Here is a 19,646-nt window from a genome sequence, read left to right as displayed (position 1 = left end):
GCATGGCCCAGGGACAGCTCGCCGAGTACCGCCGCAAGCGTGATTTCCAGAAGACCGCCGAGCCTAGCGGCGACAAGGCCGTCGCGCCGGCGCCGCACGCGCGGTTCGTGATCCAGAAGCACGACGCCACCCGGCTGCACTACGACTTCCGGCTGGAGGTCGACGGGGTGCTGAAGTCGTGGGCGGTGACCAAGGGGCCGTCGCTGGATCCGGCCGACAAGCGGCTGTCGGTCGAGGTCGAGGACCATCCGCTGGACTATGGCGACTTCGAGGGCACGATCCCCAAGGGCCAGTACGGCGGCGGCACGGTGCAGCTGTGGGACCGCGGCTACTGGAGCCCCGAGCCGGGCTTCGAGGACGTGGCCAAGGCCCTGAAGAAGGGCGAGCTGAAGTTCGTGCTGGAGGGCGAGCGGCTGCACGGCTCGTGGGTGCTGGTGCGGATGAACTGGGACCGCAACGCGAAAGACGGCCCCAAGCGACAAGAAGGGGGCAGGCGGTCGAACTGGCTTTTGATCAAGCACAATGACGAGGCCGCGCGGCCGGGCGAGGGGACGGCGGTGCTGCAGGAGGACGCCTCGATCGCCTCGGGCCGGACCATGGCCGACATCGCCGCGGGCAAGGGCCGGGGTCCCAAGGCGTTCATCCTGAAATCGAAGGGTCCAAAATCCAGAGAGAGGGGCGACGCGGTGTGGACGTCACGGACCAAGGCCGAGCGGGAGGCGCTGCAGGCCGAGGCGCTGGAGACGCGGACGTTCGCGGAGCCCAAACCGAAGGCCAAAGCCGCCAAGGCCAAGGCCGCTGTCCTGCCCGACTTCATCGAACCCCAGCTGTGCAAGTCCGTGGACCGTCCGCCGACGGGTCCCGGCTGGGCGCACGAGATCAAGTTCGACGGCTACCGCGTGCAGCTGCGGGTCAAGGACGGCCGCGCGACGCTACGCACTCGCAAGGGGCTGGACTGGACCGAGAAGTTCGCCGCCATAGCGCAGGCCGCCGCCGACCTGCCCGACGCCGTCCTCGATGGCGAGGTGGTGGCCCTGGACGCGGCCGGACAGCCCGATTTCGCCGGCCTGCAGGCGGCGCTGTCGGACGGCGACGGCGGCGACCTGATCTTCTTCGCCTTCGACCTGCTGGCGCAAAACGGCGAGGACCTGCGCGACCTGCCGTTGCGCGAGCGCAAGGCGCGGCTGAAGGCGATGATGGGGCCCGACGAGCCGCGCCTGCGCTTCGTCGACCACTTCGAGACCGCCGGCGACGCGGTGCTGCTGTCGGCCTGCAAGCTGGAGCTGGAGGGCATCATCTCCAAGCGGCTGGACGCGCCCTACCGCTCGGGCCGCAGCGACACCTGGACCAAGGCCAAGTGCCGGGCGGGCCACGAGGTGGTGATCGGCGGCTGGACCACGACGGGCAGCGCCTTCCGCTCGCTGATCGCCGGGGTCTATCGCGACGGCAAGCTGGCCCATGTGGGCCGGATCGGCACGGGCTTCGGCCGCGACAAGGTCGCCAAGCTGCTGCCCCGGCTGAAGGCGCTGGAGACCGACACGTCGCCGTTCGAAGGCAAGGGCGCGCCGCGCAAGGCCGAGAACATCCATTGGGTGAAGCCGGAGCTGGTGGCCGAGATCGAATATGCCGGCTTCACCGGCGACGGCGCGATCCGCCAGGCGGCGTTCAAGGGCCTGCGCGAGGACAAGCCCGCCGCCGAGGTCGAGGCCGAGGTTCCTGCGTCCCCGGAGACGGCCGAACTGGCCGAGCCGACGCCCCCAATCGCTGCAAAAGGGGCGGCCGCGCCCAAGTCCCAGACCATCGTCACCGCCAAGGAAGACAGCATCGTCATGGGCGTGACGATCTCCAAACCCGACAAGCCGCTGTGGCCCGACGTCGACGGCGCGCCCGCGACCAAGATCGACCTGGCCCGCTACATGGCGGCGGTCGGCCCGTGGATGCTGCCGCACATCAAGGGCCGGCCGGCCTCGATCATCCGGGTGCCGGACGGCGTCGGCGGCGAGACCTTTTTCCAGCGTCACGCCATGCGCGGGATGTCGTCGCTGATCGAGCTGGTCAGCGTGAAGGGCGACAAGCAGCCTTACATCCGCTTCGACCGGGTCGAGGCCCTGGTCGCCGCCGCCCAGATCGCCGCCGTCGAGATCCACCCGTGGAACTGCCAGCCGAACGATCCGGAGGTGGCCGGCCGGCTGGTCTTCGACCTCGACCCCGCCCCGGGCGTCACCTTCGAGGACGTGATCGCCGGCGCCCGCGAGATCCGCGACCGGCTGGAGGAGGTCGGGCTGGTCAGCTTCTGCAAGACCACCGGCGGCAAGGGGCTGCACGTGGTCACGCCCTTGTCCGACAAGGTTCAGTGGGCTGTAGCGAAGGCCTTCGCCCGCGAGGTCTGCGCCCGCATGGCCGCCGACGCGCCGGACAAGTACCTGATCACCATGAGCAAGAAGGCGCGAGAGGGGCGGATCTTCCTGGACTACCTGCGCAACGACCGCACCTCGACCGCCGTCGCGCCCCTGTCCGCCCGGGCCAGGCCCGGCGGGACGGTGTCGATGCCGCTGAACTGGACCCAGGTGAAGGCGGGGCTGGACCCGACCAAGTTCACGATCCGCACCGCCCCCGGCCTGATCGCCAAGAGCACGGCCTGGGAGGACTATTTCGACGCCGCCAAGCCCCTGACGGCGGCGATCAAGCGCCTGGGGTGATCGGAGCGGCTAGCTCGGCTTGCGGGCCTGCTCGGCCAGCCGGTCGGCCTGGCGCTCGAGGTCGTCGGCCTGGGAGGGCAGGCGGGCGGCCAGATCGCGCAGCTCGGCGTCGGTGACCTCGTCGCCCTGGGCGCGCTGCCTGGCGATCTGCTCGGCGCGATAGGCGGGATCGCGCAGACGGACGGCTTCCTCGCGCATCTGCCGCGCGCCCTGGCGCATCTGCACGGCGCCTTGGGCCATCTGGGCGCGGGCCTTGACCATCTGGCGCGCGGCCTCGGCGCGGGCCTGCTCGCCGATCTGACGGGCCTGCTCGCCAATCTGGCGCGCGCGTTCGCCCTCGGCCCTGGCCCGTTCGCCCTCGACTCTGGCTTGGTCAGCCTGGATGCGGGCTTCCTGGGCGGCCTGGCGGGCGATGCGCGCCTGGGCGCGGCTCTCGGCGGCTTGGCGCCGGGCTTCGGCGCCGCGGGCGCGCGCCTCGGCCGCGGCCTGCCGCTCCTCGGGCGTGGCGGACCGATAGTAGACGTGGCCGACGCCTTCCGGCGGAGGTGGCGGCGGCGCGGGCGGTTCGGGCGGCGGCGGCGGTTCGGGTGGCGGAGGGGGAGGCGGAGGCGGCGGAACGAGCGCGGCCGACTCGAACCTGGGCGGCGCGGGCGGCGCGGGCGGCGCGGGAGGAGCCGGCGGCGCGGCGATCGCGGCCAGGGCGGGCGGCGCCGGCGGGGCGGGCGGCAGGGGCGCGGCCAGCACCGGGACGGGCGGCGGGGCGGGCGGGACCGGCGGCGCGACCCAGTCCTGGCGCGTGACCCCCAGCGCGGCCATGGGCGTGGCGACGACGGCCAGGGCGGCGATGGTCAGGGCGACCGCGACGGGCCGGCGGCGAGCGGACGTGTTCGTCATGAGGCAGGCGATCCTTGTCTTCAGGGTGCGGGCGTCGGCGGCCATGGCGGTCGCGGAGCCCCAGGCGAGTTGGGCGGAGGGGGCCGGTTGGGCGGCCAGGCTGACCAGGGCCTTGGCGTAGAGCGTGCGGTCGACGGTCAGAACCGCGGCGGCGTCGGCCGCTTCCTCCGAGCGTTCGATCAGGACGGCGTGCAGGCGCCAGACCAGCGGATTGAACCAGAACATCGCCAGGGCCAGCCGGGACAGGACCAGGAAGATCCAGTCCTGACGCCGCAGGTGGGCCAGTTCGTGGGCCAGGATGGCGGGGGCGGCCCGACGCTCGGCCAGGCTGGCCGGATCGATGATGATGAAGCCCGGCGCGACGCCCCAACTGAGCGGGCTGGTGATCCGGTCGCTGGACACCAGGCCCGGGCGGTCCTCGGGCGGCAGGCGCTCCAGCGGGGCCAGCCAGTCGGCGCACGCCACCGGGCGTGCCTGACGGGTCCAGCGGTTCAAGGTGTGCAGTCCCAGCAGCAGCCGACCGCCGATGGCGGCGAAGCCGAGCAGCCAAAGGCCGCCGATCAGGCCCGGGGCCAGATCGAGGGAAGGCCAGGACAGTCCGCCCGAGGCGGCCATGCCCGCGGCCTCGGCCGGCGCGGCTTGCGGCGCAAGGGCGAGCGGCGCTACGGGCGGAGACGCCGGCAACAGGGCCAGGTTCATCGCCGGCAGGACGTTCATGATGACGGGGAGGGCCAGCAGCAGGCAGACCGTGGCGCGCAGGATGTCCGTTCGCTCGACGGGGCGGCGGGTCAGGAACCGGGCGCAGGCCAGGCCGGCGCCGGCCACCAGGCTGGACTTGACCAGCAGGGAGACAAGCAGTGTCCAGGTCATGGCTTGCGCTCCACGGCCCCATTCACGGCCTTGTCGATGACCCGCTCCAGGGCGGCGGCCTCCTCGGGGGTCAGCCTTTGACCCAGGCCCAGCAGGGCCGTGGCGGCGCTGGCGGCCGAGCCGGCGAAGAAGGTGTCGATCATCCGCTTCAGGGCGCCGGCGGCGACGGCCTCGGTCCGCTGGACGGGGCTGTAGAGAAAGCCGTCGGGACCGGCCGTCCGCTCGACCAGGCCCTTGGTCTCCAGGCGCGAGAGCATGGTGCGCACGGCGGAGTCGCTGAGCGGATCGGACAGGGCGGCGCGGACGCCGGCGGCCGTGCCGGCCTCCAGACGGCAGAGGGTCTCGAAGACCTCGCGTTCGCGTCGGGGCAGGGCTTCGATCACGGCGGTCTCCACGGCACGGCTTCGCTACAGGTGTAGCGTTACATGTGTAGTGAATAGCGGCGGCAATGCGGCGGGCGAAGTGAATTCGCCGTAACCTGGGCGCCGGTCCGCCAAGCGCCCCCGCGCCGCCCCGTCTTCGCCCCGCCACGGTCAAGATCGGGCGCGATAACCCGGCCATGAGCCCGCGCGCCCGCCTGCTGTCCCTCGTCGCCGTCCTCGGCCTGGTTTTCGCCGGGGTCGCGGAGGCCTCGGTCGCGCCGCGCCTGATCGAGACGCCGGCCGCCGCGCCTGGGGACGCCATGGCCGTGCTCTATTCGGGCGACGGCGGCTGGGGCCCGCTGGACCGCGGCGTGGCCAGGGTGCTGGCGAACGACGGGATCCCGGTGCTGGGCGTCAACTCGCTGCGCTATTTCCTGGTCAAGCGCCCGCCCCGGACCGTGGCGGACGACCTGGCCGACCAGTTGCGCCGGCATCAGGCCAAATGGGGCCGCCGGAAGATCGTGCTGGTCGGCTATTCGTTTGGGGCCGACGCCCTGCCGGCCCTCGTGCCGCTGCTGCCCCCCGACCTGCGCGGGCAGATCCAGCGCATCGTGCTGATCGGCGCGGGCCCCCACGGCGACCTGGCCTTCCACCCGGCCAGCTGGCTGAACCGGGCCTCGGCCGACTCCTTCCCGGTGGCCCCGGCGGTCGAGGCGCTGAAGGGCCTGCCGATGACCTGCATCTATGGCGACAGGGAGCGGCTGGACATCTGCCCCAGCCTGCCGGCGAGCACGATCCGCCAGGTCAGGCTGCATGGCGGCCACCATTTCGACGGCGACTATGAAGGGCTCGGCGAAGCGGTGCTGAAGGCCGCCGCCCTCTAGTCGGCCGGCCCCCGCCAGGCCCGAGGTTTGGGGGCGATGACCGCATCGTGACCGGGTTTCACCCTAACGCAGGGGATCAAAATCCCGCCGACACGCGTTTTGAAGGCCTGTAGACATCGGAGAGGGCCTTCTCGCCATGACCGCGTTCGGGTCAGTCGTTCGCCATGCGCCAAGTGATTTGCCGCCACCCCCAGCCGCCTTGCCGCTTCGCGCGGCGTTGTTTCTCGACCTCGACGGAACCCTGGCCCCGATCATGCCCCGACCCGAACAGGTCGGGCCCGACGCACGCCGCGCGGCGCTGCTGGACGACCTGACGCGCGCCCTCGAAGGCCGGGTTGCCGTCGTCAGCGGCCGCGCCTTGGCGGACGTCGACCGCATTCTGGAAGACCGCGTGAAGTCCGTCGCCGCCGTGCACGGCCTGGTGCGGCGCGGCGCCCACGGTGTCGACCGCATCCAGCCGCACCCGGACCTCGACCACGCTCGCGACGTGCTGCGCGACCTGTCGCGCGGCGACAAGGGCCTGCTGTTCGAGGACAAGGATCTCAGCGTCGCCTTGCACTATCGCAACGTGCCCTCGGCCGCCGACGCGGTGATCGAGGCCGCCGAGCGTTTGGCGCGATCATCACATCTTGTGCTTCAGTTGGGCGACATGGTCGCCGAGCTGCGCACGCCGGGCCAGGACAAGGGCAAGTCGGTCGCGGCCTTCCTGCGCGAGGCGCCGTTCGACGGGGCGACGCCGGTGTTCGTCGGCGACGATCTGACCGACGAGGACGGCTTCGCCGCCGCCGCCCGGCTGGGCGGCTACGGCGTGCTGGTCGGTCCCGAACGTCCCACCCAGGCGGCCTATCGCCTGAGCGACTGCGACGCGGTGTTCGGCTGGCTGGGCGCCGGCCTGGACGCCCTCGCGGGGAGGACCGCCGCATGAGCCGTCTGATCGTCGTTTCCAATCGGGTCAACCCGCCGACGGGCAAGGGCGACGAGAGCGTCGGCGGCCTGGCCATGGCCCTGGCCGCCGCCTTGCGCGAATATTCCGGGATCTGGTTCGGCTGGAGCGGCAAGACCACCACCGAATTCACCGGCCAACTGAACATGCAGAAGACCGACGGGGTCACGGTCGCGACCGTCGACCTCGAGGAAGGCGATTACCAGGAATACTACAACGGCTACGCCAACAAGACCCTGTGGCCGCTGTTCCATTACCGCGTCGACCTGACCGCCTACGACCGCTCGTTCGGCGAGGGCTACGACCGGGTCAACAAGCGGTTCGCCGAGACCCTGCTGCCGCTGATCGAGCCCGACGACGTGATCTGGGTGCACGACTATCACCTGATCCCGATGGCGCGGGAGCTGCGGCGGCTGGGCGTGACCAACCGCATCGGCTTCTTCCTGCACATCCCCTGGCCGGCCCACCAGTTGGTCGTGACCCTGCCGCGCCACCGGCCGCTGGTCGAGGCGCTGTTCCACTACGACCTGGTCGGCTTCCAGACCGAGGAGAGCGTCCAGGCCTTCGAGGGCTACGTGTTCAACGAGGTCGGCGGCGAGCGGACCGAGGACGGGCGGCTGACGGCGTTCGGCCAGACCACCCGGGTCGGCGCCTTCCCGATCGGCATCGACGCCGAGGACTTCGCCCGCATCAAGGAAAGCCCGCGCGCCGTGCGCGTCTACGACCGGCTGATGGCCCACAGCGTGTTCCGCAAGATGGTCGTGGGCGTCGACCGGCTGGACTATTCCAAGGGGCTGGAGGAGCGGCTGATCGGCTTCGAGAAGTTCCTGCGCGACAATCCGGACGCCCGCCGCGAGGTGATGCTGCTGCAGATCGCCCCGCTGTCGCGCGACGAGGTCGGGGCCTACCAGGATCTGCGCGGACGCCTCGACGGCCTGATCGGCCGGATCAACGGCGCCTATGCCGACATGGACTACAACCCCATCCGCTACCTCAACCGCAGCTACCGCCGCGACGAGCTGGCCGGGGTCTATCGCGCCGCCAGGGCCGCCCTGGTCACGCCGCTGCGCGACGGCATGAACCTGGTGGCCAAGGAATATGTCGCCTCGCAGACGCCCGAGGATCCGGGCGTGCTGATCCTGTCGCGCTTCGCCGGCGCGGCGCGGCAGCTGAAGGAGGCGCTGATCATCAATCCCAACAGCCCCGAAGAGATCTCCGACGCCCTGACCCGGGCCCTGAACATGGACCTCGACGAGCGCAAGCGGCGGTTCGAAAGCCTGATCGACAACGTCACCCGCCAGGACGTCACCGCCTGGCGCGACGACTTCGTGGCCCAGCTGCGCGACCCCACGCCGGTCGTCGCGTCCAAGCCGATGATCAAGATCCCGCCCGCCTTGACCTTGCGGGCCGGGGGGAGGGGCTAGCCATGGTTTCCCGTCCCACCTGGCAGGGCCACCTGCGGCTGTCGCTCGTCACCTGTCCGGTGGCGCTGTACACGGCCGTGGCGCCCGGCGGCGAGGTGCGGTTCAACCTGCTGCACCCCAAGACCCACAACCGCATCAAGATGATCGCCACCGATCCGGACCTGGGGCCGGTGGACCGCGCCGACCTGGTCAAGGGCTACGAGTACGAGAAGGACCACTATGTGATCCTGACGCCGGAAGAGATCGAAAGCGTGCGGCTGGAAAGCACCCGCACCATCGACATCGAGCGCTTCGTCGACGCCGACGCCATCGACCGGCTCTACTGGGACAATCCGTATTTCCTCGTCCCGGACGGCAAGCTGGCGGTCGACGCCTACACCGTGATCCGCGACGCGATGGCCGGGGCGGGCAAGATCGCCCTGGGCCGGGTGGTGATGCACACCCGCGAACGGCTGCTGGCCATCGAGCCGCGCGACAACGGGCTGGTCGCCTACACCCTGCGCAGCCATGACGAGGTGCGCGACGCGGGCGAGCTGTTCGACGACATTCCCGACCGCAAGGCCGATCCCCAGATGGTGGCCATCGCCGAGAAGATCATCGATCAGCAGCAGGGTCCGTTCGATCCCAGCCAGTTCAAGGACCGCTACGAGGACGCCCTGCGGGCCTTGATCAAGCAGAAGGAAAAGGGCGGCAAGGCCAAGGTGACGGTCGAGGAGCCGGAGAACACCAACGTCGTCGACCTGATGGAGGCCCTTCGCAAGAGCCTGGGCCACAAGCCGGGCGCGGCGGCCGCCAAGACGCCGGCCAAGAAGGCGCCGGCCAAGAAGTCGGCGGCGCGCAAGAAGGCGTCCTAGAAGCGGTCCTGCCTAGGCCTTCGTGCACGCCAGGGTGTCGCCCAGGACGAGGGGCGCGCCGGCCCGCGAGATCATCCAGTCCACGGTCATCGTTGTCGGACCGGTGCGGATGTAGACGAACTGCTCGCCCGGCTCGCCCGCCCCCTGGCGGCTCCAGGTCCAGCGGTCGCCCTCCCAGCCCGGCGAGGCGTACCAGCGCAGGCCGCTGAAGCCGTCGGCGATGGTGGCGCGGAAGCCGCCGGCGACGCGCGCGAAACTCCAGGTTTCCGCCGCCTTGTAGGTTCCCGGCGCCGCGTCGCGATGCTGCTTGAGCAAGGCTCCGGTGTCGGGGTCGCGGCTGAAGACCATCGCCGAGGCCAGGGGCTTCTTCGACGGCTCGAAATGGCCGTCGCAGGTCCAGGCGCCTTCGAAATAGGCCAGCGGATTGGGGGTGGAAGGTTCGGTCGAGGCGGCGGCCAGCAGGCTGGCGATCAGAAGGCTTGTCGGCATGGACCCTCGCGACGTGTCGGTGAACAGCAAAGCATCATCGACGGCGCTCGTCACGCCAGCGTTCGCCCGGGGGTTTGACTTTGCGACGTATCGCCGTCGAATGGCGGCGAGCGACCGGGAACCTCCGATGAAATCCAAGAGCGTCGTGTTGGCGGCCCTGCTGCTGGTCGGATGCGCGACGCGCGGCGGGCTCGACACGGCGGTCGGCGTCAGCGGTGGGCTGGAGTGCGTGGGCGCCAGGACGTCTCGTCCGACCGTGATCCTCGAGGCGGGCGCGTTCGGGGGGGCGGCTGACTGGTCGCTGGTGGCCGAGAGGCTGGCCGCGGGCGGCCGGGTCTGCGCCTACGACCGCGACGGCATGGGGGTGTCGACGATCCACGATCTCGACCGCTCTCCGGTCGCCATCGCCGCCCGGCTGGAGGCGATGGTGGCCCAGCAGGAGGGCGACGCGCCGGTCATCCTGGCGGGCCATTCGAACGGCGGGCTCTATGTCGAGGCCTTCGCCCGCGCGTGGCCCGAGCGCACGGCGGGTCTGGTGCTGGTCGACGCGGTCGGGACCGACGTCAAGGACCACCCGCTGGCCCTGGCCGACCTGGAGCACGAGGCGCGCCTGGCGGCCTTCACGCCGGCCGCCCGCGCCGTCGGCCTGACGCGCCTGGTCCCGCTGATGGACGACATCTCGCCGGCGGCCGAGGCGGCGGCCCGGCGGCGGTCGGCCTGGACCGGGCGGACCAGCGTTCAGGCGGGGGTGGCGGAGGTGAGGGCCTTCCTGCCGGGCCTGGCCGCCGTCGACGCCCTGCCGCCGTTGCGCCCGACCATCCCCGTGGCGGTGATCGTCGCCAGCCGGACCCCGTCCGCGGCGCTGGACCGCGACTGGCGCGCCGCCGAGATCGCCCCCGCCCTGCGGGCCTGCCGCGCGCTGGTGCTCGACGCCCGGGCCAGCCACACCTCCATCCTCGACGCCCAGCGCGACTATGTGGCGGAGGCGGTCGGGTGGCTGAACGGCGAGCGGCCGGCGGCGGGCGTGGCGCGGTGCCCGGACCCGCCCGGATCTAGGATCGAGCCGTGAGCCATCGCCGCACCGGCGCGTCGTAGAACCGGAACGCCGCCCAGGCCGTCGCCAGCGCCACGAACACGCCCAGGACGCCGAACCAGGCCGGCAGCGGCAGCTCCCACCGATAGGGATAGAGCCGCAGCATCACCGCCCAGGTCGCCCAGTGCATGGCGTAGAGCGGGTAGGAGACGTCGCCCGTCGTCCGACAAACCGCGCCCGCCACGCCCTGGGGGTCGTGGGCGCCGACCAGCACCAGCATCGGAAACAGCATCGCCACGCAGGCGAGGTCATAGAGGCCGTTCCAGGGAACGCCGTTCCAGGCCAGGCCGGTCCAGGGCGGGCCGGGCAGGAGCGGCACGGCCATCGCGGCCAGCAGGGCCAGAACCGGCGCCAGCAGGCGCGGTTTGGGCGCCAGGGCCCGATAGCGCCAGCAGACCCAGCCCAGGCTGAAGCTGAAGCTGGCCCGGGCGACGCCCCACCAGAAGGTCGCCTGGTCCCAGCCGGTCTCGATCCCGTTCAGGGTCGACGCCACATAGACCATCATCGCCCCGCTGAGCAGCACGACGGCCATCAGCCCCAGATCGGGCAATCGCCGCAGGGGGAACCACAGGACGCTGACGATCACCTCCAGGCACAGCGACCAGGCCAGCGGATTGAACGGAAAGAGGGAGGGAAAGGTCCAGTCGGCCGGATGGCCCAGGCGCGGGACCAGCAGCAGGCCGCGCGCCAGGTTCGGCCAGAACGGCGGGCTGTGCCGCGAGGTCAGGACCGCCCCGATCACGGTCGACAGCACCAGCAGCGGCCAGATCCGCACGACGCGTATCCACACATAGGCCGGCCAGCCGATCTGGCGTCGCTCGAACGCGTGGGCCAGGACGAAACCGCTGAGGCAGAAGAAGAAATCGACCGCCAGATAGCCATGGGCGAACCAGCCCGGACGCCCCGTCCACCCGGCCACGTGATAGAGCAGCACCCCCAGCGCCGCCGCCGCCCGCAGGCCGTCCAGGGCGGCGAACCGCTGTGTTTCGTGTTCCCTCACCCGTCGGACTTTCAGGATCGCGGGGGTTTTCGCAAGAGGGGCTAGGGAACCCGCGACGCGACGATCCGGGTGGGCGCTTCTCGTTGAATGGCACCGCCGCCTACCCCCAGGCCGCCATCAGCAGCATGACGATCCCCACCTCGACCGCGTCGCCCAGGCCGTGGGCGATCATCGGGGCCAGCAGGCTGCGCGAGCGCTCCATCAGCCAGACATAGGTCAGGCCCCAGGCGAAGGCGTAGATCTGCTGGGCGATCGCCAGGTTCAGCGGGTTGTGCAGGAAGCTGTCGTAGTGGGCCAGGCCGAACAGCAGGGCCACGACATAGGCGGCCACCGGTAGGTCCAGCCGCCCGATCCTCAGGCGGCCGGGGACCAGCACCGCCAGCATGCCGACCAGCAGGCCGCGGAAGATGATTTCCTCGTTGGGGCCCGCCGCCGCCATCACGCCCAGCCAGCCGGCGATCGCGCCCGCCGAGGTGATGTCGTAGCCGCCGTCTGGCGCGGTGTGGGCCAGCAGCTGGGGCCAGTAGTCGGCGACCAGCATGATCAGGCCCATGGCCGCGCCGACCGCGATCGACAGGCCGGCATAGGTCCGCCCCGGCGGCCAGCGCAGGTGGTTGTCGGCCTGGGGCAGGACCCGGCGCATCACCGCCAGGGCGACCAGGCCCGTGATGATCTGGAACAGGGTGGCCAGGGCCACGAAGACCCAGATCTGATGCTGGAAGAGCTCGATATTGTGCTTGTAGAGCCAGGCCCCCGCCGCGCGGCCGGGAACCAGCAGCAGCTGCATCAGCACCGCGGTCAGCACGATCCACAGGATCGACCAGGGGCGGAACCGCAAGCCAGTGACTTCGACGAACGGGCGGCGCGACGGGGGCAGGGCGAGATCGGTCATGCCGACCTGAATGCCAGCCTCAGGCCGCCCGGGTCTTGAAGCTATGTTGCAGCCGGAACTGGGCGCGCCAGGCCCCGGGCGAACGGCCGGTCAGGTCCTTCACGTCGCGGCTCATGTGGGCCTGGTCGGCGAAGCCGGCTTCGGCGGCGATCTCGGCCAGCGGGGCCTCGCCCTCGACGATCGACCGCCAGGCGCGCCGGGCCCGAGCCTCGACGCGGAACCGGGCCGGGCCCACGCCATAGGCGTCGCGGAACCAGCGGAAGACGGTCTCGCGGCTGACGCCCTGGTCGCGGGCCCAGGCCTCGACCGTCGGAGCCTCGTCGCCGGACAGGGCCTGGGCCAGCTGGTCGGGGACGTCGGCCAGGCCGGCCTGGCCTGGCCGCAGGGTCTCCAGCAGGGCGGCGGCGGCTTCGACGGGATCGCGCTCGGCCAGGCGGGCCAACAGATCGGGATCGACGGTCCGCGCCATCGCCGTTTCGGCCGCGGCCTCGGCCAGCGGCAGGTTCAGCACCAGGGTCTTGCCCGGTCGCCGGTTCCAGTGGCCCGAAAAGCGGCCGTGCAGCAGCACGTCGCCGGCCCGCACCCGCCAGCGCCCCCGCTCGCCGGCCTCCTCATAGCCGCCGTCCAGCACGACGGCGGCGTAGGCCTCGTCATGGACGTGGCGCGGGATGGTCTCGCCGGGGATCAGGGCGGAGCGGAGGGGCATGATCGAAGCATAGCCGGAAATCGGCGTTCGGCGACTTAAAGCCCTGTCATGTAAGGCTCGCGCCTCAGGGATGGGCGCGCAGGTAGGCGATCAGGTCGGCGCGGTCCTGGGGCGAGGGGGTTCTGGCCCCCATCGCGGTTCCGGGCGCGAAGCGTTTGGGATCGGCCAGCCAGGCGTCCAGGGTCTCGGCGTTCCAGGTGACGTCGCGCGACGCCAGGGCCTTGCTGTAGTGGAAATCCGCCACGGCGCCGGCGCGGCGGCCATAGACCCCGCGATGACGGGGACCGAAGCGGTTGGCGTCCAGGCTGTGGCAGAAGCCGCAGCGTCCGGCGTAGAGCCGCTCGCCCCGGGCCGGGTCGCCGGTCGGCGGGCCGGCGAGGGCCGGCGAGGCGGTCATCGTCAGCAGGATCACCAGGATCACGGGCGGCCATCGACGCGTCATGGGGGTCTCCATCGGTTGGACGGCGACTCCATAGACCGGTGGTTTCCCGCTAATAAGTACGCACTATTTTTATACCGTCCGCCTTGTTCGCACGATCGTTCGGAAGGCCGCCATGTCCAAGCAGCCCGCCCCCTGGTGCCCGGTCGCCGCGACCGTCGACGTGATCGGCGGCAAGTGGAAGCCGACCATCCTGTTCCACCTGAAGGACCAGCCGCGGCGCTTCAACGAACTGCGCCGCCTGATGCCCGACATCACCCAACGCATGCTGACCCTGCAGCTGCGAGCCCTGGAGGACGACGGGATCGTTTCGCGCACCGTCCACGAGGTGGTGCCGCCCTGGGTGGAGTACGCCTTCACCGAGCGGGGGCTGACGCTGGGCCCGCTGCTGGACGCGATGGAGGACTGGGGCTGGGCCTACGGGGTCAAGCCCTCATCTCCTCCCCCGTAAAACGGGGGAGGTGGACGCGAAGCGGACGGAGGGGGCGTCCAGCCGCCGCAACGCCCCCTCCGTCACGGCGCGTATCCGCACCGCGCCACCTCCCCCGCGGCGCGGGGGAGGAGAGGATCAGCGCACCGACGTCCACGGCCGGCTGAGCAGCACCGCGCAGTTGATCAGCCCGACCAGCGAATAGGTCTGCGGATAGTTGCCCCACAGCTCGCCGTCCGCGAAGCCGATGTCCTCCGACAGCAGGCCGGCGGTGGTGCGCCGGGCCAGCATCTCCTCGAACAGGTCGCGGGCCTCGTCGATGCGGCCGGCCAGGTACAGGGCCTCTACCAGCCAGAAGGTGCAGATGTTGAACGCCGTCTGCGGGGCGCCGAAGTCGTCGGGGATGGCGTAGCGCAGCAGATAGGACCCCTTGCGCAGGCCCGCCTCGATGGCCGCCACGGTGGCGACGTTGCGCGGGTCCTTGGCCTCGATGAAGCGCAGGTCGACCAGCTGCAGCAGGCTGGCGTCCAGCTCCTCGCCCTCGAAGGTGGCGGCGAAGCGGCCCAGGGTCTCGTTCCAGGCCCGCTCGTCGATGGTCTGACGCACCTTGGCGGCGCGCGCGTTCCAGAATTCGGCCCGTTCGGTCAGGCCCAGGCGGGCGGCGGCGTTGCCCAGCCGGTCGCAGGCCGCCCAGCACATCACCGCCGAATAGGTGTGGACATTGGCCCGGCCGCGGAACTCCCACAGGCTGGCGTCGGGCTGGTCGTGCAGATGGAAGGCCCGCTCGCCGACCGGCTCGAGGTTGTGGAAGTCCTCCACCGTGCCGGGGCGCAGCAGACGCTCGTCGAAGAAGGCCTGGACGGTGGACAGGATGATCTGGCCGTAGACGTCGTGCTGCTGGTGTTCGAACGCCTGGTTGCCGATCCGCACGGGGCCCATGCCGCGATAGCCGGGCAGGGCGGGGGCGAAGCGCTCGGTCAGCTGCGGCTCGAAGCCCACCCCGAACAGCGGCTGGATGTGGCCGCCGGCCGCCCTGTCGACGATGTTGCGCAGGTAGCCCAGATAGTTCTCCAGGATGTCGACCGCGCCCAGGCGGTTCAGGGCCTGGACCACGTAATAGGCGTCGCGCAGCCAGCAGTAGCGGTAGTCCCAGTTGCGGCCGCTGTCGGCGTGCTCGGGGATCGAGGTGGTCATGGCCGCGACGATCGCCCCGGTCTCCTCGTGCATGCAGAGCTTCAGGGTGATGGCCGAGCGGATCACCGCGCTCTGGTAGTCCAGCGGCACGGCCAGGCCGCGCACCCAGTCCATCCAGTATTCCTGGGTCTGCTGCAGCATGCGGTTGCAGGTGGCCCCGATGTCGGCGTTGAAGCCCTCGTCGGCGCCCAGGAACATGGCGATCGGCTTTTCCAGCCGGAAGGTGCGCTCCTCCAGGATGTGCGAGACCGGGCCGTCGGTCGACAGGCGCAGGGTCATGTCCGAGCACAGGAAGCGGATGTGGTTGGAGCCGTGGGTGTTCTCGGCCGCCCGCGCGCCCCAGTCGGCGGTCGGGCGCAGGCGGATGGTGATGCGCGCCACGCTGGTCAGGGGGCGGATCAGGCGGATGAACGCGGTGGGGCGGAAATTGCGGCCGTACTGCTGGTAGCGCGGGGAAAAGTCGATGATCTCGACGCTGGCCCCGTCGGCGTCGGTGATCACCGTGCGCAGGATCGGGGTGTTGCGCAGATAGTCCTGCTCCACCGTCCGCGCGCCGTCGACCACGACCTCCCAGACGCCCTTCGCGGTCGGATCGCCGGGCTCCAGGCCGCCCAGCAGCGAACTGAACACCGGGTCGGCGTCGATGCGCGGCGCGCAGGCCCAGACGAAGCGCCCGCTGCGGTCGATCAGGGCGCTGACCGCGCAGTTGCCGATCGGGAAGAGGTCGAGGTTTTGCGGCATGGTTTGGTCCCGCTCGTATCGTGCTTCAGTTTTTCAAGCCGCTCATCCCGGCGAATGCCGGGACCCAGATCCCAAAGTCGAGAGGCTGATTGGAAAAGCGCCGAGCCTTTGGAGCCCGCGCCCAGCCTTGCCATCTGGGTCCCGGCATTCGCCGGGATGAGCGGAACAAGAGAAGAAGGGTCACCGTCGCATCAGGATAGGCACCGGCGATTGCTTGCTCGTATGGGCCGCGACGTGGGCGCCGATGTGCTCGAAGGTGATGTCGGTCGAGGCCGCGCCGATCCGCAGGCCGTCGATCTGCAGGTGGTCGATGCCGATCGGCAGGCGCGGATCGGTCAGGTGCACCTCGCCCCGCCAGCCGTCGATGGTGATGCCCAGGCAGGCCTGCAGCATCATGAAGGCCGAGCCGGCCGCCCAGGCCTGCGGCAGGCAGGCCACCGGATAGGCCACCGGCGGCTCGCCCGGCTGGCGCGGGAAGCCGCAGAACAGCTCGGGCAGGCGCATCTCGTAGTGGGCGGCGGTCTCGAACAGGCCCGAGGTCATCTCGACCACCCCGTCGCGATGGCCGTAGCGGGACAGGCCCATGGCGCAGATGGCCGTGTCGTGCGGCCAGACCGAGCCATTGTGATAGCTCATCGGATTGAAGCGCGGCTCGCCCTGGGCCAGGGTCCGCACGCCGAAGCCGTTATGGAAGGCCGCCGACAGCAGGGCGTCGGCCACCTTCTTGGCCCGGGCCGGCGAGGGCAGGCCGCAGAACAGCAGATGGCCGGGATTGGAGCCGCGCACGCGACAGGGGTTGCCGTGGCCGTCGATGGCCATGGCGTAGAAGCCCTTGTCCTCCATCCAGTAGCGATCCTCGACCTGGCGGCGCAGATGCTCGGCCTTCTCGCGCCAGCGGACGGCGTTTTCGGCGTCGCCGCGCCGCTGGGCCAGGTCCGCCATGCCCCTGAACGCGGCGAAGGCGTAGCCCTGGACCTCGACCACGGCGATCGGCCCGTCGGGGAACTTGCCGTCCTCGTGGAAGACGCTGTCCTCGCTGTCCTTCCAGTTCTGGTTCGACAGGCCGGACTCCAGGCCGCGGGCGTAGTCGATCAGGCCGTCGCCCGTGCTGTCGCCGAAATGCTCGATCCAGGCGATGGCCGCCATCAGCGGCTCCCACAGGCGTTCGATGAACTCCAGATCGCCGGTCCGCTCGGCATAGGCGCAGGCCAGGGCCACAAACAGCGGCGTGGTGTCGACCCCGCCGTAGTAGCGGCCGAACGGCAGCTCGCCCAGCGCGGTCATCTCGCCCTTGCGGGTCTCGTGCATGATCTTGCCCGGCGCGCTGTCGCGGAAGGCGCTGACCTCTTCGGCCTGGTGCTCGGCCAGGTAGCCCAGCACGCCCTTGGCCAGGCCGGGCTCGATCCACAGCACCTGCCAGGCGGTGATGATCGCGTCGCGGCCGAACGGGGTCGAGAACCAGGGGATGCCGGCATAGGGATAGGGGCCGGTGGCGAACTGGGTGGTCAGCAGGGCCAGGTCCGCCCGCGACTTCTCCAGCCAGTCGTTGAACAGCCGACCCGAGGTGCGCAGCCGCGCCCCGTGCCGCCGCCGCTTGCGCATGTCGATCCGGGCCCGCGCCGCCGCCGCCCGCCAGCGCTCGCGGGTCGGCGGATGGGCGTGGTCGACCCCCACCTCGACATAGAGGTCGAAATGGGTCTCCGGCGTCAGCATGAACATGAAGTCGGCGCGCTGGGGCCCGAGGCGCCCCGGCGGCTCGGAGAACGCGATGATGCTGGTGCGCCGCACGCCGTCCAGGCCGTCATAGGCGTAGGTTACCGAGCGGCCGTTCGTCTCGGCGGGCAGGACCCGGCCGCGGGCCGGGCGCCTGGAGCCGCGCACCTCGAACATGTCGTGGAAGTCGGCGTCGTATTCCAGGCTGACCGGCAGGATGACCATGTCGCGGCTGTAGTTGACGAAACGCAGGCGCTCGTACAGCCGCTGGTCCCACAGGAACCGCTTGCGCTCGACATGGATCGCGCCGTGCGGCGCGGCGGCGCCGCCCAGGGCCGGAAGCGGCTCGTTGGTCGCGTGCGAGGTGAAGAACACGTTGTCCTGCGACACCGCCGCGCTGAGCAGGGCCGGCGAGCGGTTGCCCAGCAGCAGGCGCAGCTTGGACAGCAGGCGGGTGTCGTCGTGGAACAGGCCGTCGGCGGCGCCCAGCACGTCGCCGAACGCGTCGGCCACCAGGAAGGTGTCCTTGTCCTTCAGCGCGAACAGCCGATAGGGAACGCGCGGTTCCCCTGTCTCGCCTTGCTCGACGGCGCCGCTCGGCGTTGGGCCCGGTGTGAGATCGTCCATGTCTTTCGGCCTCTTGCGCTGAGGTCCCTCGAAAACCCGCCGCGCCGCGTGTCTGCGGCGGGCGGGTTCCAGTTTCCTAAAACCTGATCATGTCTCTGACGCGGCGACCGCGCGGGGCAGGGTCAGGCGCTTTGGGCCAGCGTCAGGCGCTTCGGCGCGGACGCTTCTTCCAGGCGATCATAGATCGCCAGGTAGCGGTGGGCCATGGCGGTCGCCGAGAATCGGTTCTCGAACCGACGGCGAACCTCGAAGCGGCTGATTTCGCCCAGGCGATGCGCCGCCGCGACCGCGCTGTCCTCGTCGTGGACGATGAAGCCGGTCAGGCCGTCCTCGATCACCTCGGGCACCGAACCGCAGTTGTAGGCGATCACCGGCGTGCCGCAGGCCATGGCCTCGATCATCACCAGGCCGAAAGGCTCGGGCCAGGCGATGGGGAACAGCAGGGCGTCGGCGTCGCCCAGGAAGTCGGACTTCTGATGATCGCCGATCTCGCCGACATACTCGATCAGCGGATGGTCCATCAGATGCTCGACCTCGTCGTGGAAATAGGCGCGGTCGGCCGCGTCGATCTTGGCGGCGATCTTGAGCTTCTTGCCCAGGCGCTTGGCGATGGCGATCGCCCGGTCCGGACCCTTCTCGGGCGAGATGCGGCCGAGGAAAGCCAGGTAACCTTCGGATTTCGGGCGAAAATCATAGATCTCTTCAGCCATGCCGTGCAGCACCGTGCCGGCCCAGTTGGCGAAGGGCAGGGGCTGGCGCTGGTCGTCCGAGATCGAGATCAGCGGGAACTGCGGCCAGCGGCGGTAGACGCCCGGAAGGTCCTTCAGGTCCAGGCGCCCGTGCAGGGTCGTCAGGGTCTTGTGCGCCATGTCCTCGAACATCGGGAAATGGATCATGTCGGTGTGGAAATGGATCACGTCGAAACGGTGGGCCTGGCGGCGGACCTCGGACAGCATCGCCATGTGGGCGGCCAGGTCCGACTTCAGCAACGCGGGGTCCAGGCGGATGGCCTGGTCGCGCACGACGACCAGCTCGGCCTTGGTGCGGGCGTCGCCGGACGCGAACAGGGTGACGTCGTGTCCCAGGTCGACCAGGGCGTCGGTCAAGTGCGCGACGACTCGTTCCGTGCCGCCGTAAAAGCGTGGCGGGACGGCTTCGTACAGGGGCGGAACCTGGGCGATCCTCATGGATGGAATCCTGACGCTGGAAGGGCGCGACGGCGCGCCTAGACCTCGGATCAAACCGTCTGTGTGGCGTTAAGGTTCCGCATAGGAAATAAAGAACCATAAGCGGTCTGAACCGTTCGCCTTCCACGATACGGGCGTTGACGCGCCGGTATCGCGACGGCCATCTGAAGGCGCGCGGGCTGGCCGCGCGCGAGCGTGCGGCGAG

Annotated in this window: 17 protein-coding genes; 7 read left to right on the top strand and 10 right to left on the bottom strand. The window is 70.6% G+C overall.

The window, feature by feature from the left end:
• Positions 1-2 precede the first annotated feature (2 nt).
• Entirely contained in the window at positions 3-2,699 is a 2,697-nt protein-coding gene (gene ligD / locus ASD21_RS23050; protein ID WP_056447230.1) for a DNA ligase D, read from the top strand.
• 9 nt (positions 2,700-2,708) lie between these two features.
• On the opposite strand, the gene ASD21_RS25115 is transcribed toward ligD, so the two are convergent.
• Both ASD21_RS25115 and ASD21_RS23040 read right to left on the bottom strand, forming a co-directional pair.
• Positions 2,709-4,463: a M56 family metallopeptidase gene (locus ASD21_RS25115; RefSeq protein WP_056447227.1), complete on the bottom strand. Its 1,755-nt coding sequence runs from the start codon at positions 4,461-4,463 to the stop codon at positions 2,709-2,711.
• Entirely contained in the window at positions 4,460-4,846 is a 387-nt protein-coding gene (locus ASD21_RS23040; protein ID WP_056447314.1) for a BlaI/MecI/CopY family transcriptional regulator, read from the bottom strand. Before ASD21_RS23040 ends, ASD21_RS25115 begins: the two co-directional genes overlap by 4 nt.
• Positions 4,847-5,022: 176 nt before the next feature.
• On the opposite strand from ASD21_RS23040, the gene ASD21_RS23035 reads away from it, so the two are divergent.
• From ASD21_RS23035 to ku, 4 genes are all read left to right on the top strand, one after another.
• Positions 5,023-5,709 (top strand): AcvB/VirJ family lysyl-phosphatidylglycerol hydrolase, encoded by a 687-nt coding sequence (locus ASD21_RS23035; protein WP_056447224.1) that lies wholly within the window; start codon positions 5,023-5,025, stop codon positions 5,707-5,709.
• Positions 5,710-5,845: 136 nt separating this feature from the next.
• Positions 5,846-6,634, top strand: coding sequence for a trehalose-phosphatase (otsB, locus tag ASD21_RS23030; RefSeq protein WP_082554929.1), 789 nt, complete (start codon positions 5,846-5,848; stop codon positions 6,632-6,634).
• Entirely contained in the window at positions 6,631-8,076 is a 1,446-nt protein-coding gene (locus ASD21_RS23025; protein ID WP_056447218.1) for an alpha,alpha-trehalose-phosphate synthase (UDP-forming), read from the top strand. The genes otsB and ASD21_RS23025 overlap by 4 nt, the downstream gene beginning before the upstream one ends.
• 2 nt (positions 8,077-8,078) lie before the next feature.
• The gene (gene ku / locus ASD21_RS23020; RefSeq protein ID WP_056447216.1) at positions 8,079-8,930 is read left to right on the top strand and encodes a non-homologous end joining protein Ku; all 852 of its coding nucleotides are present in this window, start codon (positions 8,079-8,081) and stop codon (positions 8,928-8,930) included.
• Between the two features lie 12 nt (positions 8,931-8,942).
• On the opposite strand, the gene ASD21_RS23015 is transcribed toward ku, so the two are convergent.
• Positions 8,943-9,419, bottom strand: coding sequence for a hypothetical protein (locus ASD21_RS23015; RefSeq protein WP_082554928.1), 477 nt, complete (start codon positions 9,417-9,419; stop codon positions 8,943-8,945).
• 127 nt (positions 9,420-9,546) lie between these two features.
• Here ASD21_RS23015 and ASD21_RS25110 point away from each other — a divergent pair, with 127 nt between their 5' ends.
• Positions 9,547-10,488, top strand: coding sequence for an alpha/beta fold hydrolase (locus ASD21_RS25110; protein ID WP_056447210.1), 942 nt, complete (start codon positions 9,547-9,549; stop codon positions 10,486-10,488).
• On the opposite strand, the gene ASD21_RS23005 is transcribed toward ASD21_RS25110, so the two are convergent.
• From ASD21_RS23005 to ASD21_RS22990, 4 genes are all read right to left on the bottom strand, one after another.
• A complete protein-coding gene (locus tag ASD21_RS23005) occupies positions 10,472-11,512 on the bottom strand; it encodes an acyltransferase family protein (RefSeq protein ID WP_056447208.1) in 1,041 nt (346 codons plus the stop codon). The genes ASD21_RS25110 and ASD21_RS23005 overlap by 17 nt on opposite strands.
• Positions 11,513-11,612: 100 nt before the next feature.
• Positions 11,613-12,404, bottom strand: coding sequence for a CPBP family intramembrane glutamic endopeptidase (locus tag ASD21_RS23000; protein ID WP_056447204.1), 792 nt, complete (start codon positions 12,402-12,404; stop codon positions 11,613-11,615).
• Between the two features lie 19 nt (positions 12,405-12,423).
• Positions 12,424-13,110, bottom strand: a complete 687-nt coding sequence (locus ASD21_RS22995) for an AraC family transcriptional regulator (protein WP_056447201.1) — start codon at positions 13,108-13,110, stop codon at positions 12,424-12,426.
• A 64-nt stretch (positions 13,111-13,174) separates the two neighbouring features.
• Positions 13,175-13,552: a c-type cytochrome gene (locus ASD21_RS22990; protein ID WP_056447198.1), complete on the bottom strand. Its 378-nt coding sequence runs from the start codon at positions 13,550-13,552 to the stop codon at positions 13,175-13,177.
• 112 nt (positions 13,553-13,664) lie between these two features.
• Between ASD21_RS22990 and ASD21_RS22985 the strand changes: the two genes are divergently transcribed.
• Entirely contained in the window at positions 13,665-14,000 is a 336-nt protein-coding gene (locus ASD21_RS22985; protein ID WP_056447195.1) for a winged helix-turn-helix transcriptional regulator, read from the top strand.
• Between the two features lie 117 nt (positions 14,001-14,117).
• Here ASD21_RS22985 and ASD21_RS22980 read toward each other — a convergent pair whose 3' ends face one another.
• The 3 genes from ASD21_RS22980 to ASD21_RS22970 form a co-directional block, all read right to left on the bottom strand.
• Entirely contained in the window at positions 14,118-15,914 is a 1,797-nt protein-coding gene (locus ASD21_RS22980) for a glycoside hydrolase family 15 protein (protein ID WP_056447191.1), read from the bottom strand.
• A gap of 180 nt (positions 15,915-16,094) precedes the next feature.
• The gene (locus ASD21_RS22975; protein WP_056447188.1) at positions 16,095-18,254 is read right to left on the bottom strand and encodes an amylo-alpha-1,6-glucosidase; all 2,160 of its coding nucleotides are present in this window, start codon (positions 18,252-18,254) and stop codon (positions 16,095-16,097) included.
• Positions 18,255-18,376: 122 nt separating this feature from the next.
• Positions 18,377-19,441, bottom strand: a complete 1,065-nt coding sequence (locus ASD21_RS22970; RefSeq protein WP_056447185.1) for a glycosyltransferase family 4 protein — start codon at positions 19,439-19,441, stop codon at positions 18,377-18,379.
• Between the last annotated feature and the right edge of the window lie 205 nt (positions 19,442-19,646).

The sequence above is a fragment of the Caulobacter sp. Root1455 genome (assembly GCF_001426905.1).
Taxonomy (GTDB): domain Bacteria; phylum Pseudomonadota; class Alphaproteobacteria; order Caulobacterales; family Caulobacteraceae; genus Caulobacter.
Note: the sequence above shows the minus strand (reverse complement) of the source record. Positions and strands in the feature narration are given on the sequence as shown.

What these genes read in the sequence shown, in the direction of transcription:
- ASD21_RS22975 (WP_056447188.1), bottom strand. Translation starts at nt 18,254, where the DNA reads ATGGACGATCTCACACCGGGCCCAACGCCGAGCGGCGCCGTCGAGCAA.
- ku (WP_056447216.1), top strand. Translation starts at nt 8,079, where the DNA reads ATGGTTTCCCGTCCCACCTGGCAGGGCCACCTGCGGCTGTCGCTCGTC.
- ASD21_RS22980 (WP_056447191.1), bottom strand. Translation starts at nt 15,914, where the DNA reads ATGCCGCAAAACCTCGACCTCTTCCCGATCGGCAACTGCGCGGTCAGC.
- ASD21_RS23000 (WP_056447204.1), bottom strand. Translation starts at nt 12,404, where the DNA reads ATGACCGATCTCGCCCTGCCCCCGTCGCGCCGCCCGTTCGTCGAAGTC.
- ASD21_RS23035 (WP_056447224.1), top strand. Translation starts at nt 5,023, where the DNA reads ATGAGCCCGCGCGCCCGCCTGCTGTCCCTCGTCGCCGTCCTCGGCCTG.
- ASD21_RS22990 (WP_056447198.1), bottom strand. Translation starts at nt 13,552, where the DNA reads ATGACGCGTCGATGGCCGCCCGTGATCCTGGTGATCCTGCTGACGATG.
- ASD21_RS23015 (WP_082554928.1), bottom strand. Translation starts at nt 9,419, where the DNA reads ATGCCGACAAGCCTTCTGATCGCCAGCCTGCTGGCCGCCGCCTCGACC.
- ASD21_RS25115 (WP_056447227.1), bottom strand. Translation starts at nt 4,463, where the DNA reads ATGACCTGGACACTGCTTGTCTCCCTGCTGGTCAAGTCCAGCCTGGTG.
- ASD21_RS22970 (WP_056447185.1), bottom strand. Translation starts at nt 19,441, where the DNA reads ATGAGGATCGCCCAGGTTCCGCCCCTGTACGAAGCCGTCCCGCCACGC.
- ASD21_RS25110 (WP_056447210.1), top strand. Translation starts at nt 9,547, where the DNA reads ATGAAATCCAAGAGCGTCGTGTTGGCGGCCCTGCTGCTGGTCGGATGC.
- ASD21_RS23025 (WP_056447218.1), top strand. Translation starts at nt 6,631, where the DNA reads ATGAGCCGTCTGATCGTCGTTTCCAATCGGGTCAACCCGCCGACGGGC.
- ASD21_RS22985 (WP_056447195.1), top strand. Translation starts at nt 13,665, where the DNA reads ATGTCCAAGCAGCCCGCCCCCTGGTGCCCGGTCGCCGCGACCGTCGAC.
- ASD21_RS22995 (WP_056447201.1), bottom strand. Translation starts at nt 13,110, where the DNA reads ATGCCCCTCCGCTCCGCCCTGATCCCCGGCGAGACCATCCCGCGCCAC.
- otsB (WP_082554929.1), top strand. Translation starts at nt 5,846, where the DNA reads ATGACCGCGTTCGGGTCAGTCGTTCGCCATGCGCCAAGTGATTTGCCG.
- ligD (WP_056447230.1), top strand. Translation starts at nt 3, where the DNA reads ATGGCCCAGGGACAGCTCGCCGAGTACCGCCGCAAGCGTGATTTCCAG.